Origin of the sequence: Leucobacter sp. CX169 (assembly GCF_017161405.1) — a bacterium.
Lineage (GTDB): Bacteria > Actinomycetota > Actinomycetes > Actinomycetales > Microbacteriaceae > Cx-87.
Window position 1 is genome coordinate 393,631 of sequence record NZ_CP071051.1, and the last position, 23,955, is coordinate 417,585.

23 protein-coding genes are annotated in these 23,955 nt (G+C 66.6%); 13 read left to right on the forward strand and 10 right to left on the reverse strand.

Annotated elements, in window-relative coordinates; translation table 11 throughout:
• Window positions 1-165: 165 nt before the first annotated feature.
• The 10 genes from JW030_RS01660 (at window position 166) to JW030_RS01705 (ending at window position 10,208) form a co-directional block, all read left to right on the forward strand.
• On the forward strand, window positions 166-744 hold the full coding sequence (locus tag JW030_RS01660) for an XRE family transcriptional regulator (RefSeq protein ID WP_188045996.1): 579 nt from the start codon (window positions 166-168) through the stop codon (window positions 742-744).
• A gap of 46 nt (window positions 745-790) precedes the next feature.
• Complete coding sequence (locus tag JW030_RS01665; RefSeq protein ID WP_188045995.1) at window positions 791-1,906, forward strand: ABC transporter substrate-binding protein; 1,116 nt, start codon at window positions 791-793, stop codon at window positions 1,904-1,906.
• A 3-nt stretch (window positions 1,907-1,909) separates the two neighbouring features.
• Window positions 1,910-2,788 (forward strand): ABC transporter permease, encoded by an 879-nt coding sequence (locus tag JW030_RS01670; RefSeq protein ID WP_188045994.1) that lies wholly within the window; start codon window positions 1,910-1,912, stop codon window positions 2,786-2,788.
• Window positions 2,788-3,597 carry an ABC transporter permease gene (locus tag JW030_RS01675; protein ID WP_188045993.1) on the forward strand — a complete coding sequence of 270 codons (810 nt, stop codon included), beginning with the start codon at window positions 2,788-2,790 and terminating at the stop codon, window positions 3,595-3,597. Before JW030_RS01670 ends, JW030_RS01675 begins: the two co-directional genes overlap by 1 nt.
• Complete coding sequence (locus JW030_RS01680) at window positions 3,578-4,594, forward strand: ABC transporter ATP-binding protein (protein WP_188045992.1); 1,017 nt, start codon at window positions 3,578-3,580, stop codon at window positions 4,592-4,594. Before JW030_RS01675 ends, JW030_RS01680 begins: the two co-directional genes overlap by 20 nt.
• A gap of 47 nt (window positions 4,595-4,641) precedes the next feature.
• Window positions 4,642-6,012 carry an FAD-binding oxidoreductase gene (locus tag JW030_RS01685; RefSeq protein ID WP_188045991.1) on the forward strand — a complete coding sequence of 457 codons (1,371 nt, stop codon included), beginning with the start codon at window positions 4,642-4,644 and terminating at the stop codon, window positions 6,010-6,012.
• A 44-nt stretch (window positions 6,013-6,056) separates the two neighbouring features.
• Window positions 6,057-6,410, forward strand: a complete 354-nt coding sequence (locus JW030_RS01690) for a cupin domain-containing protein (RefSeq protein ID WP_188045990.1) — start codon at window positions 6,057-6,059, stop codon at window positions 6,408-6,410.
• 12 nt (window positions 6,411-6,422) lie between these two features.
• Entirely contained in the window at window positions 6,423-8,042 is a 1,620-nt protein-coding gene (locus tag JW030_RS01695; RefSeq protein WP_188045989.1) for an amidohydrolase, read from the forward strand.
• Window positions 8,043-8,388: 346 nt separating this feature from the next.
• The gene (locus tag JW030_RS01700) at window positions 8,389-9,828 is read left to right on the forward strand and encodes an NAD(P)H-quinone dehydrogenase (RefSeq protein WP_188045988.1); all 1,440 of its coding nucleotides are present in this window, start codon (window positions 8,389-8,391) and stop codon (window positions 9,826-9,828) included.
• Window positions 9,825-10,208, forward strand: a complete 384-nt coding sequence (locus JW030_RS01705) for a cupredoxin domain-containing protein (protein ID WP_188045987.1) — start codon at window positions 9,825-9,827, stop codon at window positions 10,206-10,208. Before JW030_RS01700 ends, JW030_RS01705 begins: the two co-directional genes overlap by 4 nt.
• A 30-nt stretch (window positions 10,209-10,238) precedes the next feature.
• Here the strand turns inward: JW030_RS01705 and JW030_RS01710 are convergent, their stop codons facing one another.
• The 4 genes from JW030_RS01710 to JW030_RS01725 form a co-directional block, all read right to left on the reverse strand.
• Window positions 10,239-10,811 carry a hypothetical protein gene (locus JW030_RS01710; protein WP_188045986.1) on the reverse strand — a complete coding sequence of 191 codons (573 nt, stop codon included), beginning with the start codon at window positions 10,809-10,811 and terminating at the stop codon, window positions 10,239-10,241.
• A complete protein-coding gene (locus tag JW030_RS01715; RefSeq protein ID WP_188045985.1) occupies window positions 10,808-11,794 on the reverse strand; it encodes an LLM class flavin-dependent oxidoreductase in 987 nt (328 codons plus the stop codon). Before JW030_RS01715 ends, JW030_RS01710 begins: the two co-directional genes overlap by 4 nt.
• A gap of 91 nt (window positions 11,795-11,885) precedes the next feature.
• A complete protein-coding gene (locus JW030_RS01720) occupies window positions 11,886-12,668 on the reverse strand; it encodes an ankyrin repeat domain-containing protein (protein ID WP_241095503.1) in 783 nt (260 codons plus the stop codon).
• Window positions 12,655-13,212, reverse strand: a complete 558-nt coding sequence (locus JW030_RS01725; protein ID WP_188045984.1) for a heme-binding protein — start codon at window positions 13,210-13,212, stop codon at window positions 12,655-12,657. The genes JW030_RS01720 and JW030_RS01725 overlap by 14 nt, the downstream gene beginning before the upstream one ends.
• 188 nt (window positions 13,213-13,400) lie before the next feature.
• On the opposite strand from JW030_RS01725, the gene JW030_RS01730 reads away from it, so the two are divergent.
• Entirely contained in the window at window positions 13,401-14,579 is a 1,179-nt protein-coding gene (locus tag JW030_RS01730) for a sensor histidine kinase (RefSeq protein ID WP_188045983.1), read from the forward strand.
• Window positions 14,576-15,202, forward strand: a complete 627-nt coding sequence (locus JW030_RS01735; protein ID WP_188045982.1) for a response regulator transcription factor — start codon at window positions 14,576-14,578, stop codon at window positions 15,200-15,202. Before JW030_RS01730 ends, JW030_RS01735 begins: the two co-directional genes overlap by 4 nt.
• 24 nt (window positions 15,203-15,226) lie before the next feature.
• Here the strand turns inward: JW030_RS01735 and JW030_RS01740 are convergent, their stop codons facing one another.
• The 5 genes from JW030_RS01740 to JW030_RS01760 all read right to left on the reverse strand — a co-directional run bounded on the left by JW030_RS01740 (window position 15,227) and on the right by JW030_RS01760 (window position 20,273).
• Window positions 15,227-16,102, reverse strand: coding sequence for an ankyrin repeat domain-containing protein (locus JW030_RS01740; RefSeq protein ID WP_188045981.1), 876 nt, complete (start codon window positions 16,100-16,102; stop codon window positions 15,227-15,229).
• Window positions 16,103-16,253: 151 nt separating this feature from the next.
• Window positions 16,254-17,444 (reverse strand): ABC transporter ATP-binding protein, encoded by a 1,191-nt coding sequence (locus JW030_RS01745; RefSeq protein WP_241095504.1) that lies wholly within the window; start codon window positions 17,442-17,444, stop codon window positions 16,254-16,256.
• Window positions 17,441-18,226, reverse strand: a complete 786-nt coding sequence (locus JW030_RS01750; protein ID WP_188045980.1) for an ABC transporter permease — start codon at window positions 18,224-18,226, stop codon at window positions 17,441-17,443. The genes JW030_RS01745 and JW030_RS01750 overlap by 4 nt, the downstream gene beginning before the upstream one ends.
• Complete coding sequence (locus JW030_RS01755; RefSeq protein ID WP_188045979.1) at window positions 18,226-19,140, reverse strand: ABC transporter permease; 915 nt, start codon at window positions 19,138-19,140, stop codon at window positions 18,226-18,228. The genes JW030_RS01750 and JW030_RS01755 overlap by 1 nt, the downstream gene beginning before the upstream one ends.
• 5 nt (window positions 19,141-19,145) lie before the next feature.
• A complete protein-coding gene (locus JW030_RS01760) occupies window positions 19,146-20,273 on the reverse strand; it encodes an extracellular solute-binding protein (protein ID WP_188045978.1) in 1,128 nt (375 codons plus the stop codon).
• 409 nt (window positions 20,274-20,682) lie between these two features.
• Here JW030_RS01760 and JW030_RS01765 point away from each other — a divergent pair, with 409 nt between their 5' ends.
• The gene (locus JW030_RS01765; RefSeq protein WP_188045977.1) at window positions 20,683-22,137 is read left to right on the forward strand and encodes a PucR family transcriptional regulator; all 1,455 of its coding nucleotides are present in this window, start codon (window positions 20,683-20,685) and stop codon (window positions 22,135-22,137) included.
• Between the two features lie 9 nt (window positions 22,138-22,146).
• Here JW030_RS01765 and JW030_RS01770 read toward each other — a convergent pair whose 3' ends face one another.
• Complete coding sequence (locus tag JW030_RS01770; RefSeq protein WP_188045976.1) at window positions 22,147-23,913, reverse strand: biotin carboxylase N-terminal domain-containing protein; 1,767 nt, start codon at window positions 23,911-23,913, stop codon at window positions 22,147-22,149.
• Between the last annotated feature and the right edge of the window lie 42 nt (window positions 23,914-23,955).

A 23,955-nucleotide genomic window follows, 5' to 3' on the forward strand; every position in this document is an offset into this window, starting at 1 on the left:
GGACGGGCTGGGCGGTTCGCACCCAAGTTGTGCCGATCCCGACTTTCACTGTACGTTGGTGGCAGATCGACTGAACACAGTGTTCAGTCATCGGGATTGACTGTTCAGTATGGGCAAAGCCGCCACTGAACAGAACACACGGAAAGCAACGAGGGTTTCTGAGTAATGAGTGTCGAACGAGATCTTGGTGAGCGGGTCGCGCAGTTCCGCGAGCTCCGCGGCCTCAGCATGCGCGCGCTCGCCGCAGCGGCCGGAGTCAGCCCGAGCTTTTTGAGTCAGCTCGAGAATGGCCGGACGAACGCGAGCGTGGCCTCACTGCGCAAGATCGCCGGCGCGTTGGGGGTCACCCCGGCGACCCTGCTCGACGCATCGACGGGCCACACCCGCGGGGTGCTGCGCGCGGCCGACCGGCCGACGCTGCCACTCGAGGGCGCCGAGAAGTTCGTCGTATCGCTGGCTCCGCTGCGAAACCTCGAGGTCTACGCCGGAAGCTTTGCGCCCGGCGGCAGCACCGGCCCCGACGCCTACACCCATGGGAACGCGCAGGAGTTCTTCGTCGTCGTAGCGGGCACGATCACCCTCGAGCTGGGCGACGAGCGTTACGTCATGCACAAGGACGACTCGATCGAGTTCCTCAGCTCGATGCCGCACCGGATGGTCAACGAGTCCGACGGCATCGCCGAAGTGCTCTGGATCAACAGCCCTCCCACCGAGGCTGAAGCGATCCACCGGGCCGAGCCCTAACTACTTTCTCTCCCCACCCACTCCACCCCGATCGAAGGAGATCACCATGTCCACGAAGCACCGCAAGATCGCGCTGGCCGTTTCCGGCCTCGCGGTTGCAGGACTCCTGGCGGGCTGCTCCGGCGCCCAGCAGGCCGTCGAGGTTGACCTCGGCAGCGGACCGGCAGTCGCCGGCACCGTCAAGGAGGGGGCCCTCAAGGGACTCACTCTGACCCTCGCCTCCTGGGGCGGCCTCTACCAGGAGGGCCAGGTCGAGGCGGCTTCGGTGCCCTTCGCGAAGGCGTCGGGCGCCACCATGCTTGACGACGGACCGACCGAGTACGCGAAGATCAAAGCTCAGGTCGACAACAACGCAGTCACCTGGGACATCGTCGACACCGACATCATCTGGGCAGACAAGAACTGCGGCGAAGAGGGCCTCCTGATGGACCTCGACACCACCATCGTCGACACCTCGAACATCCCCGAGGGCCTCGTCGGCGACTGCTACGTCCCCGCAATGCAGTACGCCAACGTCTTCATGTACAACGACGACAAGTTCTCGGACACCCCCACGAGCTGGGCTGACTTCTTCGACACCGAGAAGTTCCCGGGCAAGCGCGCGATCGCTGGCTTCGAGGACATCGGCCCCGGCGTCTACGAGGCCGCGCTGCTCGCCGATGGCGTTCCCGCAGACGAGCTCTACCCCCTCGACATGGATCGCGCGTACCAGAAGCTCGACACCATCAAGGACTCGCTGATCTACTGGAAGACCGGCGCCGAGTCGCAGCAGATGCTCGAAACGGGCGAAGCGGACATGGCGATCGTCTGGTCGGGCCGCGCCTTCGGCGCTGCCGAGAACGGCGCGAACTACAAGCCCGTCTGGAACCAGGCGCTCGTCATTGCTGACGCACTCGCTGTCCCGAAGAACGCCAAGAACCCCGAGGCGGCCTTCGCGTACATCAACTTCTACCTCGGCGCCGACCCGCAGGCACGCCTCACCGAGATCACCTCGTACTCGCCGGTGCACATGGACGCGAAGCCGGAGCTCAGCGAGCTCGGCAACGAGTACCTCATCACCAACCCCGAGATCGCCGAGCAGCTCGTTCCGACCGACGCGAGCTGGTGGGCGAAGAACTACGATGCTGAGCTCGAGCGCTGGCTCGAATGGATGCAGGGCTAACTCATGACTGAGACCGCACTCCTCGGGGGGCGCGAGCGACCAAAGCTCCGCTCCTCGGGGCGGGCGCTGCTCCTGCTGCTGCCCGCGTACGCCCTCTTGATTGGTGTCTTTGCGTACCCCGTGCTGGAAAGCATGGTCCGCAGCTTCACCGAGCCAGTGCCCGGCATGGACAACTATGTGTGGGCGCTCTCAAACAAGAACAACCTGGCCGTGATCGGCCGTACCTTCGGGAACGGCCTCATTGCGACCGTGGTCTGCCTCGTGCTCGCGTACCCGTACGCCTACCTCATGACCATCGTCGGGAAGCGGGCTCGCGCCGTCCTGATCGTGATCGCGCTCATCCCCTTCTGGACGTCGCTCATGATCCGCACGTTCGCCTGGATCGTTCTGCTGCAGGACGGTGGCGTCGTAAACTCGCTGCTCGGCCTCATCGGCATCGGCCCGCTCGAACTGTTGCGCACGAACACTGGCGTGATCATCGGCCTGAGCCAGGTGCTCATGCCCTTCATGGTCCTGCCGCTGTACGCCGTCATGAGCGGCATCGATCTGCGCCTCGTCACCGCGGCGCGTTCCCTCGGGGCAAGCCCGTTCAGCGCCTTCATGCGGGTCTTCGTGCCGCTCTCGATCCCCGGGATCGCGGCGGGATCGCTGCTCGTGTTTATCCAGGCGCTCGGCTTCTACGTGACTCCGGCGCTCCTCGGATCCCCGTCTGACAGCATGCTCGCTCAGTCCATCTACGCGCAGGTCAGCGGCCTGCTGCAGTGGGGTCGAGGCGGCGCGCTCGGCGTGATCCTGCTGGTGATCACCCTGCTGTTGCTCGGGATCATCGGTCTCGTCTCCAAGCTCGGAAGCAAGCGCGGAATTGCGGTGAAGGTCTTCTAATGTTGAAAGCACATCCCCTCACCAAGACCATCCTCTGGATTCTGGCCGGCCTGGTCTCGATCTGGCTGGTCGCCCCGAGCCTGATCGTGATTCCCCTGAGCTTCACCGACAAGGTCTCGCTCGTCTTCCCGCCCTCGGGCTGGTCACTCCGGTGGTACGAATCGTTCTTTACTGACCCGGCCTGGACGATGGCACTCGGCAACTCGCTGCTCATCGGCGTGCTGGTCGCTGTCGTGGCCACCGTGCTTGGCCTGCTCGCCTCCCTCGGCCTGCGCCGGATGACGAACAAGAAGCTCGCCGCCGGACTGACCGCCGGCATGCTCGCCCCGATGGTCGTCCCCGGCATTGTCGTCGCAATCGGCCTCTACGCGGTGTTCCTGAAGGCCGGACTCGTGGGTACCCTGATCGGTTTCGTCCTCGCGCACACCGTGCTGGCGCTGCCGTTCACGGTGGTCGCGATCACCGCGGGCTTCGCGGGCTTCGATTCCCGGCTGGAACTCGCGGCCATGAGCCTCGGGGCGAGCCGGGTGACCACCTTCTTCAAAGTCACCCTGCCGAACATCGTCCCCGGCATGGTCTCGGGGGCGCTCTTCGCCTTCGTGACTTCGTTTGACGAGGTTATGCTCTCGCTCTTCATCAAGAGCCCGTACTTGAACACCCTCCCGGTGCTCATGTACTCGAGCGTGACGCGCGACACCGACCCGACGCTGGCGGCAGCCGCCACCGTCATTCTCCTCATCACCACGGCCCTGGTCATCCTGGGTCTGAGCCTCTCCGGAAGGAAAAAGCGTGGTCCACGAGCAAGCTAGCCGCGGAGCCGAGATTCGTCTCGACGGCGTCTCCAAGCACTACCCCAAGTCGATCGCCCTCGACAACATCAACCTGACCGTCAAGGCCGGCGAGTTCCTGACCTTCCTCGGCCCTTCGGGCTCGGGCAAGACCACGACGCTGAACTTGATCGCGGGCTTCACCGACCTGACGACCGGAAACGTTCGGATCGACGGCGAGCGCATGGACGACGTGCCCGTGCACAAACGCGACCTCGGCATCGTGTTCCAGCACTACGCCCTGTTCCCGCACATGAGCGTCTTCGACAACGTCGCGTTCCCACTCGCGCGTCGCAAGGTGCAGAAGGCCACCGCGGCAACCATGGTGCGCAAGGCACTCGAGACCGCGGGCCTTGCGGGCTTTGAGGATCGCTTCCCGGCGGAGCTCTCGGGCGGCCAGCAGCAGCGCGTGGCGCTCGCTCGGGCCCTCGTCTTCGAGCCCAAAGTGCTGTTGCTTGACGAGCCGCTCGGCGCGCTCGACAAGAATCTCCGCGAACGCCTGCAACTCGAGCTGCGCCGCATCCACCGCGAGGTCGGGCGCACCTTCGTGTTTGTTACACACGATCAGGAGGAGGCGCTCACGCTCTCCGACCGGATCGCGGTGTTCAACGAGGGCCGCATCGAACAGGTCGGCACAGCGAAGGAGCTCTACGAGACTCCCGCGACACGCTTCGTCGCCGAGTTCATTGGGGAGTCGACCATCATCGGCGACCCGAACGGCAAGACGGTCACCGTCGTGCGGCCTGAGAACGGCGAGCTGTTCCCCGCGGGCGCAGAGATTCCCGCAGGGTACGACAGCATTTCCGTCACGGTTCGCCAGTCGGTGTACCTCGGTTCGGGGTGGAAGCACGAGATCGTGCTTGCCGACGAGAACGCCGGCGTGATTCGCGGTGTCCTGCAGCTCGACTGGCTCGGCGAAGCGAATACCCCGGCCCAGCTCGCGTGGCGCCCGGAGCGCGTCACGGTACTCCCCGCATAGTTCTACCCAGATTTCACGCAACGACGCACACAAGAGAAAGAAGCACCATGATTAACGGCAACGTGTCCCACTGGTGGCAGGACATCGGGGCACCCCAGTCGCGGCCTGCGCTGCCCGGGGACCTGACCGCGGACGTCGCTATCGTCGGCGCCGGCTACACGGGCCTGTGGACGGCCTACTACCTGAAGCAGGCAAAGCCTGAGCTTCGCGTCGTCATTATTGAGCAGCGCCACGTGGGCTATGGCGCCTCGGGTCGCAACGGCGGCTGGTTGACGAACGCGATCACCGGTGGCCGTGAGCAGTACGTCAAGTCGCACGGACGGGACGCCGCCGAGCGGTTCCAGCGGGCGATGAACGACACGGTCGACGAGGTCATCCGGGTCGCCGCGGCAGAGGGCATCGACGCCGACATCAAGAAGGGTGGCGAGTTCAACGTCGCTTACACCCCGGCCCAGGAGGCGCGCATTCGCGGGTTCGCGGCGGCCGAGCAGGCGTGGAAGTCCACCGATCTGCAACTGCTCGAGGCGAGCGAGGCAAAGGCCAAGATCAACGTCGCGAACACGCGTGCCGCCGTCTGGCACCCGCACAGCGCGCGGATCCAGCCCGCAAAGCTCGCCAAGGGCCTGGCCGACACGGTCGAGCGCATGGGCGTCGAGATCTACGAGAACACGCGCGCCGAAGAGATCACACCACACCGCGTGCGCACCACGCACGGGACGGTTTCGGCCGACTACATTGTGCGCGCGACCGAGGGCTTCACCGCCGGCCTCAAGGGCCTGAAGCGCCTCTGGCTGCCGATGAACTCGTCGCTGATCGCGACCGAGCCGCTCGCGCAGAGCGTGTGGGACGAGCTGAACTGGAGCCAGGGCGAGGTGCTCGGCGACTTCGCTCACGTCTACATGTATGCGCAGCGCACCGCTGACGACCGCATCGCCATCGGCGGCCGTGGGGTGCCCTACAAGTTCGGCTCGAAGACCGACCTCGACGGCAATACGCCTGAGGAAACGGCCAAGACCCTCAGCGAGATCCTGCACCGCTTCTTCCCCGCGACGCAAGGAGCGGCCATCGACCACGTGTGGTCTGGCGTGCTGGGTGTGCCGCGAGACTGGGCCGCGACCGTCGGTCTCGACCGCGAGACGGGAATTGCCTGGGGCGGCGGGTACGTCGGCACTGGCGTCACTACGACGAACCTCTCGGGCCGCACGATCACCGACCTGATCCTGGGGAACAAGACCGAACTGACGACGCTGCCGTGGGTCAACCACAAGGTGCGCAAGTGGGAGCCGGAGCCGCTGCGCTGGCTCGCTACCAAGGGTCTGTATGCTGCCTATGGAATGGCGGATCGGGCGGAGCTGAACGGGCGAGAGACGACCTCGCCGATCGCGCACATTGCAGACGTTGTTACGGGGCGCGGCTAGGCGAGGGAGCCGAGCCGCCACACGAGTAGAGAAGATCGATTTTTATGACTGATACCAGCACGCACGCACTGCTCAACCCGGCCGCGGCCGACCTGGGGGCGCACGCCCCGAAGCCGACCGCGACCACCCCCGGCATGACCGAGGCGACCCTGGTTCTCTGGACCAACGGCCGTGTTGAGACCGGACTGTGGGAGTCCAACGCGGGCAGCTTCACGGCAACGCGCGAGGGCTACTCGGAGATCTGCACCATTATCTCGGGTGAGGCAACGATTACCGGTGCGGGTGAGGAACCGATCACCTACCGCGCGGGCGACATGGTCGCGATGCCGTCCGGGTGGGTCGGCGTCTGGGACGTTCCCGTCGCCGTGCGTAAGCACTACACGACGATTAACGATTAGCGAGGGCCGACGATGACGACGCAGGAGCCGCGCGGGGGAGACCTCGCGATCGTCGGCGCGCGGCTGCGCACCAACACGGCCGATCACGGCGACGCGACCGCGATCCTCGCGGTTGACGGCAGGATCCGACTCGTCGGCAGCGACGCCGAGGTGCGCGAGGCGGCTGAGACCGCCGGCATCGAGGTGCGCGATCTCGCTGGCGCGACCGTCACTCCCGGACTCTTCGACGGCCACACCCACCCGGTGTGGGCCGCCGAGGTGACGGCCGGAGTGAACCTGGGCGGGCTCGAGACCGTTGCCGAGATCTGCGCAGCACTTGCTGCTGAGGCGGAGCGCGTGCCCGTGGACCGCTGGGTGCGCGGCTGGAACCTCGAGTACGAGCCGTTCGAGGAGACCGGCATGCTCGCCTCGCTCATCGAGGAGGCCGTGGGCGGCCGCCCCACGGCGCTCATGTGTTACGACATGCACACGGCGCTCGTGACTCGCGCGGCCCTCGAGGCCGCCGGCGTCACTGGCGCGCAGCACTTCGAGGACGCGAGCGAGATCGTCGTCGACGCGGATGGCGTGCCCACGGGCGAGCTGCGCGAGCCGAGCGCCTATCAGTTCGTACTCGCCGCGGCGCCGGTGCTCAGCGCGGAAGAGACCCTCGAAGCGAACCGCGAAATGCTCGAGCGCCTTGCAGCGGTCGGGCTCACGGGCGGCGCAATCATGGACGGCAACGCGGGCACCATCGAGGTGCTCGCGGAGCTCGAGGCACGCGGACAGCTCATCCAGCGCTTCACCGTGCACCACTGGCACACCGTCGATGCCGACGACGCCGAGGTCGCGCGCATCATCGCGGGGAAGGATCGCCGAGGCCGCCTGTGGCAGGCCGGTGCGATCAAGCTGTTCAGCGACGGCGTGGTCGATACTGGCACCGCCTGGCTGCACACGGTCGACGCGTGCGGCGATGGCCGTGCCGGGTTCTGGCCCGACTGGAACCGGTACGTCGAGGTGGTTCAGGCCTACCACGACGCGGGAATGCTCATCGCGACCCACGCGGTCGGTGACTACGCCGTCAGCCAGGTGCTCGACGTATATGCGGCGTTGCCCCAGCGGGACGGGCTGCCGTTCCACTCGATCGAGCACCTCGAGGTGCTCGCGGACAGCGACCTCGAGCAGTTGAAGGGCTCGGGCGTCACCGCGTCGATGCAGCCGCTGCACATGCAGTGGCGCGCGGCTGACGGCAGCGACAACTGGACGGTGCGCCTCGGCGAGGGCCGCGACGCGACGGGCTACCGCGCGCGCAGCGTGCTCGACGTCGGCGCCACCCTGGTGCTTGGCTCGGACTGGCCGGTCGCGCAGTACGACCCGCGCCTCGGCATGGCGTGGGCGCGCGGGCGTCACACCCCCGGCGACCCGAACGCCCGCGTGTTCGAGCCGGGCGAGCGCCTGAGCGGCGAGGAAGCGCTGCTGGCGTACACGCTCTGGCCGGCAGAGGCCCGGGGTCACTTGGACCGCGGCGCGCTCGCGCCCGGAATGGTCGCGGACTTCACGGTGTGGGCGCAGGATCCGGTCCTGACCGACGCCGACGCGCTGCCCGATCTCGCGATCGTGGCGACGATCGTCGACGGAAAGGTCGTCTTCGGCTAGGTTCGTTCGCTCCGGCAGGATCCGTGCCGCCGATCGCTCTCGCGGTCGGCGGCACTTTTCTGTTTCGCGCTCTTCGTCCCTGGACCTTCTTCGTCCCTGGACCTTCTTCGTCCCTGGCCCTCGAAACCCCCGCCGACCCCGCCCTCGAGGGGTCGCAATCTGCTGCTTGGATTGAATTGATGCAGCAGATTGAGACGTCTCGACGGGGAGAAAGGTGGTCGCGGGCCTCGGAACCGGCCACCGAGCCGAGCGTGCAGTTTGCAAACGAAGAAGTCCCGCGCCCGTTGGCATAGGTGTGCGGCGCTCGCGTCTGCTGCCGCGCACCGGACGGCGGTAGACTGACGCCATGGCGAACCCGTTCGAACGCAAGCACCGAATCGCAATCCTTGGCGGCGGCCCTGGCGGGTACGAGGCGGCCCTCGCGGGCGCGCAGCTCGGCGCAGAGGTCACCCTGGTCGAGCGGGCGGGGGTCGGCGGCTCTGCCGTGCTGACCGACGTCGTCCCCTCGAAGAGCCTGATCGCGACGGCCGAGGCCGTGAGCGCGGTGCAGGGCGCCGGGACGCTCGGCGTGCAGGCCTTCCTGCCCGGACAGGGGGGTCACCCCATCCGCCCCGAAATCGCGGTCAATCTCGCCGCGGTTAACCAGCGCCTCATCGCGATGGCTGGCGCGCAGTCGACCGACATGCTCGCAACTCTCACCGAGGCTGGCGTGCGCGTCGTGCAAGGCGAGGGGCGCCTCGACGGCCCCGACGCTGTGATCGTCTCGACCGCGCTCGGCACAGATGGCACCGACTTTGAGCGCCTCGAGGCCGACACGATCGTCGTCTCGGTCGGCGCGAGCCCCCGCGAACTCGACTCGGCAAAGCCCGACGGCGAACGCATTCTGACGTGGACCCAGCTCTACGACCTGAAGGCGATTCCCGAGCACCTCATTGTTGTCGGATCGGGCGTCACCGGAGCCGAGTTCGCCAGCGCCTACCGCGCGCTCGGCGCCGAGGTCACCCTCGTGTCGAGCCGCGACCAGGTGTTGCCTGGTGAGGACTCCGACGCCGCCGCGGTGATCGAGAAGGTCTTCAAGCGCAGCGGCATGCACGTGCTGAACAAGTCGCGGGCCGAGTCGGTCACGCGCACCGAGACCGGTGTGCGCGTCGAGCTCGCCGACGGCCGCGTCGTCGAGGGCTCGCACTGCCTCATGGCGGTCGGCTCCATCCCGAACACCACAGGCATCGGACTGCGTGCCGCGGGCGTGCAGCTCACTGAGAGCGGCCACATCCAGGTGAACAAGGTCGCGCGCACCTCGGTGCCGTCGATTTACGCGGCAGGCGACTGCACGAACTTCTTCCCGCTGGCCTCGGTCGCCGCGATGCAGGGGCGCACCGCGATCATGCACGCGCTCGGTGACTTCGTGCGCCCGATCGACCTGAACAACGTCGCCTCGAACGTGTTCACTCAGCCCGAGATCGCCACGGTCGGCTGGAGCGAGCAGGATGTCGCCGAGGCGCAGGACATCTCGCGCACCGTGATGCAGAAGCTCCCGCTCGCGATCAACCCGCGCGCCAAGATGCTCGGCATCACCGACGGCTTCGTCAAGATCTACGCCTCGCAGGGATCGGGCGTGGTCGTCGGCGGCGTGGTCGTCGCCCCGAAGGCGAGCGAGCTGATCTTCGCGCTCGCGCTCGCGGTTGAACATCGTCTCACCGTTGATCAGGTCGCGTCGGCCTTTACGGTCTACCCGTCACTCACCGGATCGATGGGTGACGCCGCCCGGGCGCTGCACGTTCGATGAGCGAGCTCATCGGCCGCCGCGCGTTCCTCACTGGAGTTGGGATCGCCGGACTTGGCGCCGCCGCCCTGCTCGTGGGCTGCGCGCCGACCGAACTCACCCCCGTGCCTTCCGACGACGACGCGAAAGACATCGCCGTCACCGTGCAGGTATCGGACAACCGATTCGAGCCGGCTGAGGTCACGATCAAGCCGGGCCAAGCGGTGCGCTGGGAGTTCCTCGGCACGGCCAAACACGACGTGGTCTCCGACGACCGGAGCTTCGTGAGCGAGCTCATGCGGGACGGCAGCTACACCCACGTTTTCGATGCGCCGGGCGAGTTCCCGTACCTGTGTTCCATCCACGCGGAGATGCGTGGCGTCGTTACGGTCGCCAGCCTCTAGCCTGGCCCGGGCCAGCCGATTTTGGCGGCGCTAGTGAATCAGCGCCTTAAGTAGCATGATGCTCACCCCGAGCGCCGCGGTCACTGCGCTCGCGGCGATGCGCAGCGAGGTCCGTTTCGTCCAGCCGGCCGAGCCGAAGTAGCCGAGTATGCCGAGCAATGCGACGTCGACCCAGAGGGCCGCCCAGGTCGCGGTGTCGCCACTGATGAGCTTGAGTACGCCGGCGAAGATGATGGCGAGGGGCACGATCGCGGCGAGCAGGAGACCGGCGGAGTGCGTGAGCGCGTGGCCTAGCGCATCACGAAACTCGCTGAGCTCTCGGGATTGGTTCGTGCGTTCGGGCGCCGGGCCGGATCCTGCCTGCTCATCGCGCACGCCGGACGCGCTGAGCCGTGCGACGACATGAGCGAACACGTGGGCGACCCAGAACACGACGACCGTGCCCGAGACCTTGAGGAATGTGTCCCAGGAACTCTGGTCGCCCCTGCTGACGACGATCAGGAGCGCAGACACCAGGATGAGGCCGTAGATCGCGGACTCCGAGGCGAGGTCACGGCGCAAGACGCGCGCACGGGCCCTGGGCTTCGGACGAGCCTCGGTCACGAAGCCGACCCGGCCCCGGTGAGTCGGATCGAGGTGAGGCGTTCCTCGAGCGACGCCGACGCGTGCACCGTGATGAGTTCGTCGGCATTCGAGTACGCGGCGAAGCCAGCGAGCTGTTCGCGCACGCGCTCGGGGCCGCCGACGGCGCGGTGGGTGAGCATGCCGAGAATCTCCTGCCCCGCGGGCGTTTCACGCAGCGTCTCGGCCTCTTCAACGGTCAAATCCCGCTCGCGCCCACGCGAGAGGAAGCGCCGGATCCGGTCGACCTTCACGTGCTCGAAGCGGGCGTCCGCCTCTTCGTCTGTCTCGGCCGCGACCACGTTGATGGCGGTGTACACGTAGGGCTCGGGGTGGGCCTCGCTCGGGCGGTACGCCTCGCGATAGTGCGCGACGGCTCCGCGCAACGCCTGCGGCGCGAAGTGCGACGCAAACGCGTAGGGCAGGCCGAGTTGGGCTGCGAGGCTGGCCCCAAACATGCTCGAGCCCAGGATCGTGAGGGGCACGTTGGTGCCGCGGCCGGGGTAGGCGTTCACGGCGTCGCGGGGGAGGTCGTCCCCGAGGAGGCGCTGCAGCTCGATCACGTCTTGCGGAAAACTGTCGGAGGCCTGCGGACTGCGGCGTAGCGCGCGGAACGTCGCGCCGTCGCCACCGGGGGCGCGGCCGAGCCCGAGGTCGATCCGGTTCGGGTGTAGCTCGGCGAGCGTGCCGAACTGTTCGGCGATGACGAGTGGGGAGTGATTCGGCAGCATGATCCCGCCGGAGCCGACCCGAATCGTGCTCGTGTGCGCGGCGACGTGGGCGATGAGCACCGCGGTCGCGCTCGATGCGATCGACGGCATGTTGTGGTGCTCGGCGTACCAAACGCGGCGATAGCCCGCGGCCTCGGCGACCTGTGCGGCGTCGACGCACGCGGCAAGCGCTGGGCCCACCCCGTCATCGCCGACGGACGCAAGATCGAGCAGAGAGAGGGGAGGGAGGGTCATATGAGCTCGCAACGTCCGTGGGTTCGGCGGTATTCCGCGGACAGGCGATGACCTCCGCGGTCGTCGCAAGTCTACGGGCGCTGCAGCGGCTCTATCGCGTCAGGAAGCGGTCAATCTCCGCGACGAGGTTCCAGCGCCCGCTATTCACGGCGAGGTCTCGGGGCGAAACCCCGCCGCCCGAGGGCAGCCGCGGGTCCGCCCCGGCCTCGAGCAGCATGCGGACGACCTGCGCCGCCCCGTCCCCGCCGTCCCCCAGCACGATCGCCTCGTGCAGGGCGGTCCAGCCAAAATTGTTCATGTGGTCGAGCGGCACCCCCGCATCGATCAGGATCCGCACCGTGTCGATGTGGGCGTGTTCGCTTGCGGGGATGAGCGCGGTTCCCGCGAATCGATTCAGGCTGTTGACGTCGGCTCCGTGTGCCAGCGTCGCCACGAGGATCTCGTTGAATCCCTCGGCGCCGGCGTAGAGAAACGCCGAGTCCTCGATGCCGTCCTTCGCGTTCGGGTCGGCGCCCGCGTCAAGCAGCAGCAGTGCGATCTCGATCGAGTTCGCCTTCGTCGCCGCGACGAGCGGGGTCTGACCGAGCTCGTTCCGGCTCTCCAGGTCCGCCCCCGCCGCGATGGCCGCATCCGCAGCGGGCGCGTCGCTCGCGCCCACTGCGACGAACAATGCGGCGGTCGCCGATGCGCGCTCCTCGGCGGTGGGCGGCGCGGGCATGGGTGCCGGCGCCGGCTCGGACGCGGGCGCCGGCTGCGTGGGGGCCGCCGGGGCGTCCGCCGCGCAGGCGGTGGCGGCCAGCGCGACGGACGCGGTCAGGGCGAGGGAGATCGCCGCCCGACGGAGCCCGCTGCCCCGCTTGCTACGCCAGGGCAACTTCAGCTTCAATCGCCGCGAGGCCCGCCGCCGCGCACTGTTGGTCCGCCATACCCGACGGTGCCCCGCCAACCCCGATACCTGCGATCGAGGCGTCGCCGAGTTTCACGCTGACCCCACCCGGCATGAAGAGCGTGCCGGGGAGGCGGTGCAGGCCGTTCTCGTCCGCGCGCTCCACTAGGTCGCTCGTGCTCGCACCGAACGCTGCGGAGGTGTACGCCTTCTGCTGGGCCGCCTCGATGGTGTGCTCGGCGGCGTTGTTGCCGCGCACCAGCGCCTGCAGCTGGCCATTGCGGTCGACGACCGCGACGGTCACGAAGCCTAGACCGTCGGCCTCGCACTGCGCGAGCGCGGCCTGGGCGGCGACGGTCGCCGTCTGTGCGCTCAGGCGAGCGGACGAAACGGTGTTGCCCTCGTGCACCACGGTCGCGGCAGCTGCCGAGGTTTGCGGCTTCTCCGCCGTGGCGCTCGTGCAGCCAACGAGCCCGGCAGATGCGGCCAGAAGCGTTGCGGCGGTGACGATCAGTGTGCGGTTCGTAGTCATGTGAATCCCAGCTGCTTTGTGGTGGATACCCGTGTACAACGGGCCGGAGCCCCGCAGTCGATCGCGGTGCTCCGTCGTGCATACCCACTCTCCTCGGCACAATACCGCCCCGCATCGACCGATCGGCCCTCATGCGCTCAATCAATTGATTGATCCATTCGCCCGCGGCGTGGGCAATACTGGGGGCGATGGCCATCCCACTCTCACCCGACGCGCGCGCCGCCCGCGGCCTCGCCGCGATGAACCTCGCGGTGGATATTGGCTTCGCTGCCCTCCTGCTGATCTGCTCACTCCGCTACTTCAGTAACCACCCGTTCGGGTCGCTCGGCGTGCTCGTGCTCGTGTTGGCTCTGGGTTCGGGGGCCGCATACGCCTTCGCCGCCGTGGCCGCGCGGGCAGCAGCGGGTCTCGCCCGGCAGCGCGCAGGGATCCTGATTGCGACGGGGCTCTGGCTGCCGCTCGTGGTCATCGCACCCTCGTACGGCTGGTGCGCGTTCGCGCTCTTTGTCGCGGTCTATCGGGTGCTGCGCGGGGCATCGGCGCTGATCGCATCGGCGCTGATCGTGATTTCAGTGAGCGTCGGCCTGCTGCTGATGTCGAAGGGCGAGGACCTCGGGCTGGTTCTGGGCCCGTTCCTCGGCGGGTTTGTGCTGACTCTCGCCTATCGTGGGCTCACCCAGTCGCTCGACGACGGCCGTCAACTGATCGCCCAGCTCGTCGACACCCGGGCGCAGTTGGCGCAGTCGGAGCGAGAGGCGGGCGGACTGGCCGAACGCGGGCGGGTGGCGAGCGAGCTCCACGACACTGTGGTCCAGCGCACCGCAAGTGCGTTGCTGCTTTTGGAGTCGGAGGAGCTGCAGCGAGGCTCTTCTCCCGCGGTGGTGCAGGCGCAGGAGTTACTGCGGGTGAGCCTGACGGAGACCCGGCAGCTCATGCACGGGCTCGTTCTGGCCGGGGTGGCGCGCGAGCCGCTCGCCGCCTCGATGCAGGAGCTCGGGCGCAAGTACGACGCGTCGGTCGAGGTCATCGGTGACGAGCGCGTGGTCGCGGAGTCCACCGCACATGCCTTGCTGCGCGTCGCCCAGGAGGCGCTCATCAACGCGAACAAGCACGCGGACGCCCCGGCACGCAAGCTCACGCTGACCTTCTTCGGCGACGCGGTGGGTGTGGACATCGCCGACAACGGCGTGGGTTTCGATCCTGATCTCCGTGACCCGAGCGGTGCCGGGTATGGCCTGCGCGCCATGGCTTGGCGGGTCGAGAATCTGGGCGGAGTGTTCACCCTGGAAAGTGCCGCGGGTGCCGGCACGGTGGTCGCGGGAGTGATTCCCAACCATCGAAACGAGCCGGCGGAAGGCGCAGCATGATCCGCATCCTGCTCGTCGACGATCACCCCGTGCTGCGCCACGGTATTCAGTCGCTGCTCGCGACGCAGCGCGACTTCGAGGTCGTCGCGGATGCTGGGAACGCGGCAGACGCGGTGGCGCTCGCCACGCGCGAGAGTGTTGACGTTGTTCTCATGGACCTGGACCTCGGTTCGGGCGAGGAGGGCGGGATCGCGGCCACGCGCAAGATCGTCCGCGCCTGTCCCCAGACGCGCGTCATTGTCTTCACGGCGTACGACTCGGACGCGGACATCGTGCGCGCGGTCGAGGCTGGTGCGGTCGGCTACCTCGTCAAGGACAGCCGCCCGGCCGAACTCTTCGGGGCGATTCGGGCGGCGGCGGGTGGGGCGGCGGCGCTCGCCGGCCCGATCGCGGCGCGGCTGCTCGAACGGATGCAGCACCCGGGGGACGTCCTCACCGGGCGCGAGCTCGAGGTGTTGGAGCTCGCCGCCGCCGGCCTGGCGAATCGAGCTCTCGCCGCGAAGCTCATGGTGAGCGAGGCGACCGTGAAGACGCATCTGCACCATATTTTCACCAAGCTGGACGTCGATAGCCGGCAGGCGGCGGTCGCGAGCGCGATCAAGAGCGGGCTCATTCGGCTGTAGCTGGGTCGTGCGCGAATCGGCGGCCTACCCGCCGAGCGCGCGAATCACTTGCGCTGAGGCGAGGTGCCCCGCGTGCTCCGCGATCTCGAGGGCGCTGCGCCCCTGAGTGTCGACGCTGTCTGCGGGAGCGCCCGCCCGCAGCGCGAGGGCCACCCCGTTCGCGTCCCCTACCGCGGCCGCTGCGAGCAACGCCGGCACCGGATCGGCCGGCAGCGGCGTGGCCGCAAGCGCCTCGAGCAGCGCGGCCTGGGTGGGGTACCCCTTCGAGTAGGCCATCTGGAGCGGAGTGAGGCCCTCGAATCCGGAGGGTGCCTGGAACTGGACGCCGCCGGCGACGAGCACCCGCACGGTCGCGTGGTAGGTCGGGTCGTCGCGGCCGAGCCAGACCGCCTCGTGGATCGCCTGGTAGCCGATCCGGTTGACGTGATCGAGGGGAGTTCCCGCTTGGATCAGCTCGCCCACGACGTCCCAATGCCCACGCTCCGCGGCGCGGATGAGGCCGGTGCCGACCCAGCTGTCGAGGTCGTGCACGTTCGCGCCGTGTGCGAGCGTGAGGCGCAGCAACTCGAGCCGGCCCTCACTCGTGGCGATGAGATACGCGGACTGTACGGTGTCGTCCTTCGCGTTCACGTCGGCGCCCTGTTCGATGAGCTGTTTCGCGGCGTCGACGTCGTTGGCCCAGGCCGCGGCGCGGAGGCGAGCGTCGAGCTCGGCCTGGGGCAGCTCTGGCGGTACCTCGGTGGGTTTGGGCGCAGGGGTGGGCGAGGGGGTCGAAGCCGGCGCGGACGGTGAAGGTGTCGTCTGCTCGGTGGCGATGGGCTCGGCCGCGCAGGCGGAGAGCGCCAACGGCAGCGCGAGCAAGAGGAGGGCCGGCCAGCGCCGACGGGTCGAAGTGTTCACATCTTGCACGCTACGTCGCGGGCGAGGCGCCCCGCGTCAATCAATTGATGGACCTCAGGGAGTGCCCAGGAGTACGCATCGAAACGGGGAGGTGGGCGTGTGCCCATCCTCCCCGTTTCGACGCGCTGATCCTGCTGGTCGGCCGCGCCGTCTACGTTGCGGACTCTCCCGCATCGCCGGTGTCGACGAGCAGCACGCCAGAGGATATGTCCCACATCATTGCGACGTTGTCCCCGCGGTTGTGGATGCGTGCGTCCTGACCGAGGCGAACCGCACCCTCAGTGCCGTCAGGAAGCCTCACCGTGTATCGCCGAGACGCTCCCAGGTAGGTGACGTCGAGGATGGTGACAGGAATCGAGTTCTGTGATTCGCCGATTGGCGTGCCCGCGGACTCTAGTCGCAGATTCTCGGGACGGATGAGGATCGCAAGGTTCTCGTGTGCCGACTGCCCATCTGCAACCACTCGGTGCCCGGCGATCTCGAGCGCGGTCTGTCGCTCGCCAACCGTGATCCCCTTCCCCAGGAGCACGGTGGACTCGCCGAGGAACCGCCCGACAAACAGCGTCTGCGGTGCCTCGTACAGGTCCTCCGACGTCCCGACCTGCTCGATCCTGCCGTTGTTGAAGACTGCGATGCGGTCCGACATGGACAGTGCTTCCTCCTGATCGTGCGTCACGTACACAAACGTCGATCCCACCTCGCGGTGGATGCGCTTGATCTCGGTCTGCAACCACTCGCGGAGCTTCTTGTCGAGGGCACCGAGGGGCTCATCCATCAGCAGCACGCGCGGTTCGTACACGAGCGCTCGCGCCAGAGCGACTCGCTGCTGCTGGCCGCCGGAGAGTTCTGACGGGTAGCGATCTCCGAAGTCGCCCATTCGCACCATGCCGAGTGCCGTCGCGACCTTCTCTTTTTGCGCGGCCTTGCTGAGCTTGCGGCGCTGCAGGGGGTACGCGATGTTCTCGGCGACGGTCTTGTGTGGGAACAGGGCGTAGTTCTGGAACACCATGCCGATGTCGCGCTTGTGCGGTGGGAGCTTCGCCACGGGCTTGCCATAGATATGCAGCAGGCCTTCCGTGACCGAGGTGAAGCCCGCGATCATGTTGAGCGTGGTCGTCTTGCCTGACCCGGACGGGCCGAGGAAGGTCATGAACTCGCCCGGCTCGATCACCAGGTCGATCTCGTCGACCACGGTGCTCTCGCCGTAGCGCTTCGTCACCGAGTTCAAGCTGATCCCGGCGTCGCCGATGGCGTGGATCGCGGAGGTGTTCAGACCCTCAGTCCGCAGCTCCTGCTCATGTCCTTCGGGCAGGGGGTTGTCGTTGTGTGTCAGAGCGTTCACGCTACCGGTCGCTTTCTTTTCCGCGTGGCGAACTGCGCGATGAGCATCACGATCACCGAGGTGAGCATCGTGATTACCGCCACCGCGGCCACTGTTGGGTCATTGCTTTGCGTGACGCTGTTGAAGATTTTCACTGGCAGCGTCTGCAAGGAGGGGCTCTGAATGAAGAGGGACAGAATTACTTCATCGAACGAGGTGACGAAGGCGAAGAGTGCACCCGCAGTCACCCCCGGCGCGATCAAGGGCAACGTAATGCTGAAGAACGTTTGTACCCGCCCTGCACCCAGGCTTGCCGAGGCCTGTTCGAGTCGAGGGTCAACCCCCTGTAGCGATGCCATCACGTTGGTGATCACGAGCGGCATCGACACGATGGTGTGTGCAAGGACGAACCCGGGGAGCGTGCCCAGGAGGTCGAGCCGCAGGAACAGTGAGTAGAGGCCGACTGCGAGCACAATGCCAGGCACGATCAGGGGGAGGAGGAAGTAGCCCTCAAGCAGGCCCTTCCCGCGAAACTTCACCTTTGCCAAGCCCAGGGAAGCGAGCACGCCCACCGACGTTGCAATCACCATGGTGAGCACGGCGACCTGGAGCGAGGAGAAGAGTGCCTTCATCCAGTTCGGGTCCGTGAAGAAGTTCTCGTACCACCTGGTCGAGAACCCCTTGGGCGGGAAGTTGAACGACGAGGCCTCGTTGAACGACATCGGCACGATGACGAGCGTGGGAAGGATCAACCACAGCACGATGATGACGGCGAATGCGCCGAGCAGCCGTTTCGTCGTCATCAGCGATCCACCCCCGGGAACAGACTGCCGTTCCTATTGAATCGCGACACCAAGACGAGGATCGCGATCGTGCAGGCGAGCAGAAAAATACCGAGCGCAGTGCCCTGGCCCCACATGAGGAAGACGCTGATCTGCTGCTGGATGAGCGCCGAAATCATGATCTCCTTCGACGAACCCAGCAACGCCGGGATGATGTAGAAGCCGAGGCCCAGGATGAAGACCGTCACTCCACCCGAGAAGATTCCGGGCTTGGACAGCGGCAGATACACCGTGAAGAAGGCCGTCACCGGGTTTGCCCCGAGGTTGGATGCGGCGGGCAACAGACGCTTGTCGATCTTTGACATCGATGAGTACAAAGGCAGCACCATGAACGGGAGCAAGACCTGGCTCATGCCGAGGGCGACGCCGAACGTCGTGCGGATCAGCGGGATCGGGCCGATCCCGAACCACACCTCGAGTAGGCCGTTGATCGGTCCGGTGTCTTGGAGCAACACCATCCAGGCGAGGGTGCGCACCAGGATCGAGGTCCACAGCGGCATCATGATGAAGAGCTGCATCATGTTGCGTGTGCGGTCCGACACGATGGTCATCAGGTAGGCGTAGGGGTAGGCAAGCAACAGGCACACGAAGGTGACCAGGATCGCTGTTCCGAAGGTGCGGAGTACGACGTTGAGGTTGGCCTCGGTGCTAAAGAGCCAGACGTAGTTCTGCAGTCCCGGCACGGGATCGGTGACGGAGCGAATAAACACATCGATGAGCGGCGCGAGGAAGAACAGGGTAACGATCATGAATGCGGGTATCAGCAGAAGGAACGGACGCCAGTTCTTTGGCCCCCGAGTCTTCGCCCCTGCCGCATCCGTGCCGGAGGCGCCGTCCACTCGCGCGACGCCCCCGGTAGCAGTGTTTTCGGTCATGGTGATTAGTTTCCGGTCGCCCAGCCGGCCCATGCCGCAGAGAGTGCATCGTAGTTCTCGACCCAGAAGTCGACGTTGGGCGCGATTCCGGTATCCAGGTGCTCGGTGGTCATCCACTCAGCGAGCTGCTTATCCAGCTTCGGCTTGGCGTCAATGTTCACCCCGCCGTACGAGGTGAGCTCGCTCATCTTGGCCTGCTGCTCGGCGCCGATGGAGTAGTTCACCGCTGCGAAGGCGGCCTGCTTGTCCTTGACACCCTTCGGGATGCCGTTCGAATCGACCATGATCATCCACTGGTCCCACATCGGTGCAACCGGTGCCCCGGCCGCTGCGGCTCCGTAGCCGCGGCCCGACCAGACGAGACCCATCACCGCTTCTCCGGATTCAAGCTGCTGCTGCGCCTGCGCGCCAGTGGTCCAACCGATCACGTTGTCGCCGAGATCCTTGTACATGTCGAAGGCGCCTTCGATGTCGTCAGTCGACAGATCGGTGACGTCCTTGCCCTGCGCCGTGAGAGCAAACTCGACCGTCTGAGGATCGACGTAGGTGGACTGGCTCACGGTGCGCTTCCCGGGGAACTTCTCCGTGTCGAAGAAGTCGGCGGCGCTCGTGGGCGGGTTGTCCCCAAACTTGTCGGTGTTGTAGACAACAACGAGGCCATACAGAATCTGAGGAACCATGCACTTGTCGGTGATCGTGCCCTCGGGCACCTTCGAAATATCGATCTGGCTGTAGTCAATCTCTTCGTACAGGGTTCCGCAGCCACGGGCGGTGTCGAACTGCGTCGTGTTCACGATGTCCCAGCTCACGTTGCCGGCGTCCACCATGGCCTTCAGCTTCCCGGCATCGAACGCGTCTTGGTTCATCGTCGCGCCGGAAGCCTTCGCGAACGGGTCCCAGAGTGCTTCGGTCTGGCCGTCCTGGAAGACTCCGCCGGACCCGGCGAACGTGAGTGTGACGCCGTCGAGCGCGCCGGCCTTGATCTCACCGGCGACGGGCGTGCCAAGGTTGTGATCTGCTGCGGGCTCCGGCTCGGAGGCTCCGCTACAGCCGACCAGAGTCAGCGCGAGGGCTGCCGCGCCAGCGACCAGACCCAGGCCTCGTCGAGCTTTTGTGTTGTTCACAGTGGACATGTGCTTCCTCACTTCATCGTGATGGATATCACCGACGACCCGGCAACTCGGTCGGTGCTCATCGGTGGTTTCAGTCGACCAGCCGGATCAGTTCGCCCGGCGGCTGCCCTGAAGCTACCAGCGAAATTCACCCAGACCATGGCCCCTGTGACCGCTTCGTTACCGCGTCAGCGATCTTTCATAGCTTCGTATACAGCCCGCTCTCGACATCGTACGAAGATAGGGATTTGGCGGCAGCGAGTGCGCATGGATCCCGCTCGGGCTCAGTCCTGCCTACGATGAGATGAGCAGCGATGGCAGTTCGAGGAGGAACGCGCATGGAAGTTGTGGACGTTGGGATGTCGCTTCGCGACAACTCCCGCGCGCCGCAATTCGATGCGGACCTCACGGCTGCGGCGGAACGGGACGCATGAAGTTCACGGTCAAGTCACTCATCGAGCTTCCCATCGCGCGCACGGTATCTCTGACCCCGGGGGTGGGGGAGGACCGGCCGATCACCTGGGCGCATGTCTGCGAGCTCGCAGAGCCAGGGCGATGGCTTGGGGCAGGCACGCTCGTGATGACGACCGGGATCGGGGTTCCGGCGACAACCGCCGAGCAGTGCACGTACCTCGACGGCATGTACGCCGCGGGAATCAGTGCGGTGACGGTCGACCCGGAACTCATCGAAGTTCCCTTCACCGCTGAGGCGCTTGAGCACGCTGCGGAACTAGGGTTTCCTGTGCTGCAGACAGAGCATGACGTGCCCTTTGCGGTGGTGGGAAAGGCCGTGGCGGAGAGCGTGCAGCAGGGCCGCTCTGCCAGAGTCCAGCAGACCGAGCAAATGTATGCGGCACTCGCGGCTCACCCGGATAGTGCCCCGATTGAAGACCTGCTCGATGCGCTCGGTGAAATGCTGGGCGGGCCGCTGACGCTTCACCAACGCGGCAGTCTCGGCATCTCGAATGCACCAGGGACGATGCAGCGCATCGCGACGGGCGTTGTCGCAATTGCGACCCATGCTCCCGCAAGCCCCGAGCTGAAGTTCGAGTACCCGCACACGATGAATCGCACCCTCCTGCAGCATGTCGCCAGCATCGTGAGTAGCGCGCTGTCAATACAGGCGGCAAACCATCGCAGTGAGTGGTTGCATGGCTCACTCCTGCTCGCGGACCTCTGCGACGATTCAGTGGCAAGCGGACCCGCAGAGAATCTCGTGGCCGCGCATGGGGTGCTGCCGCCCTATTTCCTCGCGGTGCTGCAGAGTGAGGGAGCGCTCGCGACGATCGACCGAGCACACGCGACCTTTGCGATGCTCAGGATCCCTGCACTCGCAACCACCAAGGACGCGCAGGTGCTGCTGTTGACCGGAAGGAACGACGCGCTTGAGGAGGCGCTGGCTGCGCTCGCTGACGAGCAGACGCGTATCGGAGTCAGTGCGACGTTTCTCGGGCTGGCAGAGTTGCAGCCCGCGCTGCGGCAGGCCCGCAGCGCCCTGATCCGGAACCATCAAAGCGGTCGCGTGATGCACTTTGAGGAGCACGAGAACGCCTCATTGTTCTTGCCGAACAGCACTGAGCAACTACGGCATATTGCGCGGCAAGTGCTGGGCCCGCTGCAAACCTACGACCAGCAGCGGGGGACCTCGCTCACGCACACACTCAGGGTGTTTCTTGAAGAAAACTGCAGCTGGGTGCGAGCATCAGAACGACTCTTCGTGCATCGACAGACGCTGATCGCGCGAGTTTCCCGCATTGAGAAGATCATCGACCGGGACCTCTCGGCGATGGAAGACACCGCAGAGTGCTGGCTCGCGGTGCAGGCAGCCATTCGATGTGGGGACCTCGCGCCAAACCGTGACGAGAGGCCCGGGGCCGAAGCGTAGGGTTCCGCGCTACTCCGCGTCGATCACCGAGAGCAGCACGTGCCCGCTCGGCACGGTCGTGCCGGCCTCGGCGTTGATGCTGCTGATGATGCCATCACGGTGCGCGAAGATCGACTGCTCCATCTTCATCGCCTCGAGCACGACGACGAGGTCGCCGGCGGAAACCTGCTGGCCCTCTTCGACCGCGATCTTGACGACCGTGGCCTGCATGGGCGCGGAGACCGAGTCGCCGGTTGCCGTGGCGACCGAGCTGCCGTGCGCGCGGCGGGGAGCGGGACCACGAGTGACCTCGAGGTCAGACAGAGGCAGCAGCGAGGTCGGCATGGTGACCTCGACGCGGCGGCCCTCGACCTCGACGACGACGCTCTGGCGGCTCGCGGCGACGCCGAGCGGCGGCACCTCACCCTCCCAAGGCTCGATATCGTTCTCAAACTCCTGCTCGATCCAGAGCGTGTACACGCCGAACGTGCCGTCCTGCGCGGTGAACGCCGGATCGCGTACGATCTTGCGGTGGAACGGAAGCACGGTCGGCAGGCCGGTGATCTCGAACTCGTCGAGCGCGCGGCGGGCACGCTCAAGCGCCTGCTCGCGGGTCGCGCCCGTCACGATGAGCTTGCCGAGCATCGAGTCGAAGGATCCCGAGATGACGTCACCTGCGGCAACGCCCGTGTCGACGCGCACGCCGGGGCCACTCGCCGCCTTGAACTGCGTAACGGGGCCGGGGGCGGGGAGGAAGCCGTTGCCCGGATCCTCGCCGTTCAGGCGGAACTCGAACGAGTGGCCGTGGGGGACGGGGTCGGAATAGTCGAGGACGCCGCCCTCCGCGATGCGGAACTGTTCGCGCACGAGGTCGATGCCCGTGATCTCCTCGGAGACCGGGTGCTCGACCTGCAGGCGGGTGTTGACCTCGAGGAACGAGACCGTGCCATCACGTGCGACGAGGAACTCGCAGGTGCCGGCGCCGACGTAGTTCACGGCCTTCAGGATTTCCTTCGACGCGCGCACGAGCTCGGCGTTCTGCGCATCGGTGAGGAACGGCGCGGGCGCCTCTTCCACGAGCTTCTGGTGGCGACGCTGCAGCGAGCAGTCGCGGGTCGAGACGACGACGACGTTGCCGTGCTGGTCGGCGAGGCACTGGGTCTCGACGTGGCGGGGCTTCTCCAGATACTTCTCGACGAAGCACTCGCCGCGGCCGAAAGCCGACACGGCCTCGCGGGTGGCCGATTCGAAGAGCTCGGCGACCTCGTCGCGCTCGTAGGCGACCTTGAGGCCGCGGCCGCCGCCGCCGAAGGCCGCCTTGATCGCGACGGGCAGGCCGTGCACATCGACGAAGTCGAGGACCTCGGACGCGTCCTTGACGGGGTCGCTCGTGCCGGGGGCGAGCGGCGCGTTGACGCTCTCGGCCACGTGGCGCGCGGACACCTTGTCGCCGAGCTGCTCGATTGCCTCGGGGCTCGGGCCGATCCAGGTCATTCCGGCGGCGATGACGGCGCGCGCGAACTCGGCGTTCTCGGCGAGGAAGCCATAGCCGGGGTGCACGGCGTCGGCGCCAGAGCGGCGAGCTGCGGCGAGAATCTTGTCGATGACGAGGTACGTCTCGGCGCTCGTCGTGCCGACCAGCGCGTACGCCTCGTCGGCGAGCTGCGCGTGCATGGCATCTCGATCCTGGTCCGCGTAGACGGCGACGGAGGCGATCCCGCTGTCGTGGGCTGCGCGAATAATGCGGACGGCGATCTCGCCACGGTTGGCGATGAGCACTTTACGGATGCGAGACATGGGCCCAAGCCTATTCGAGTGCCAATGGTGATCCTTGGATAT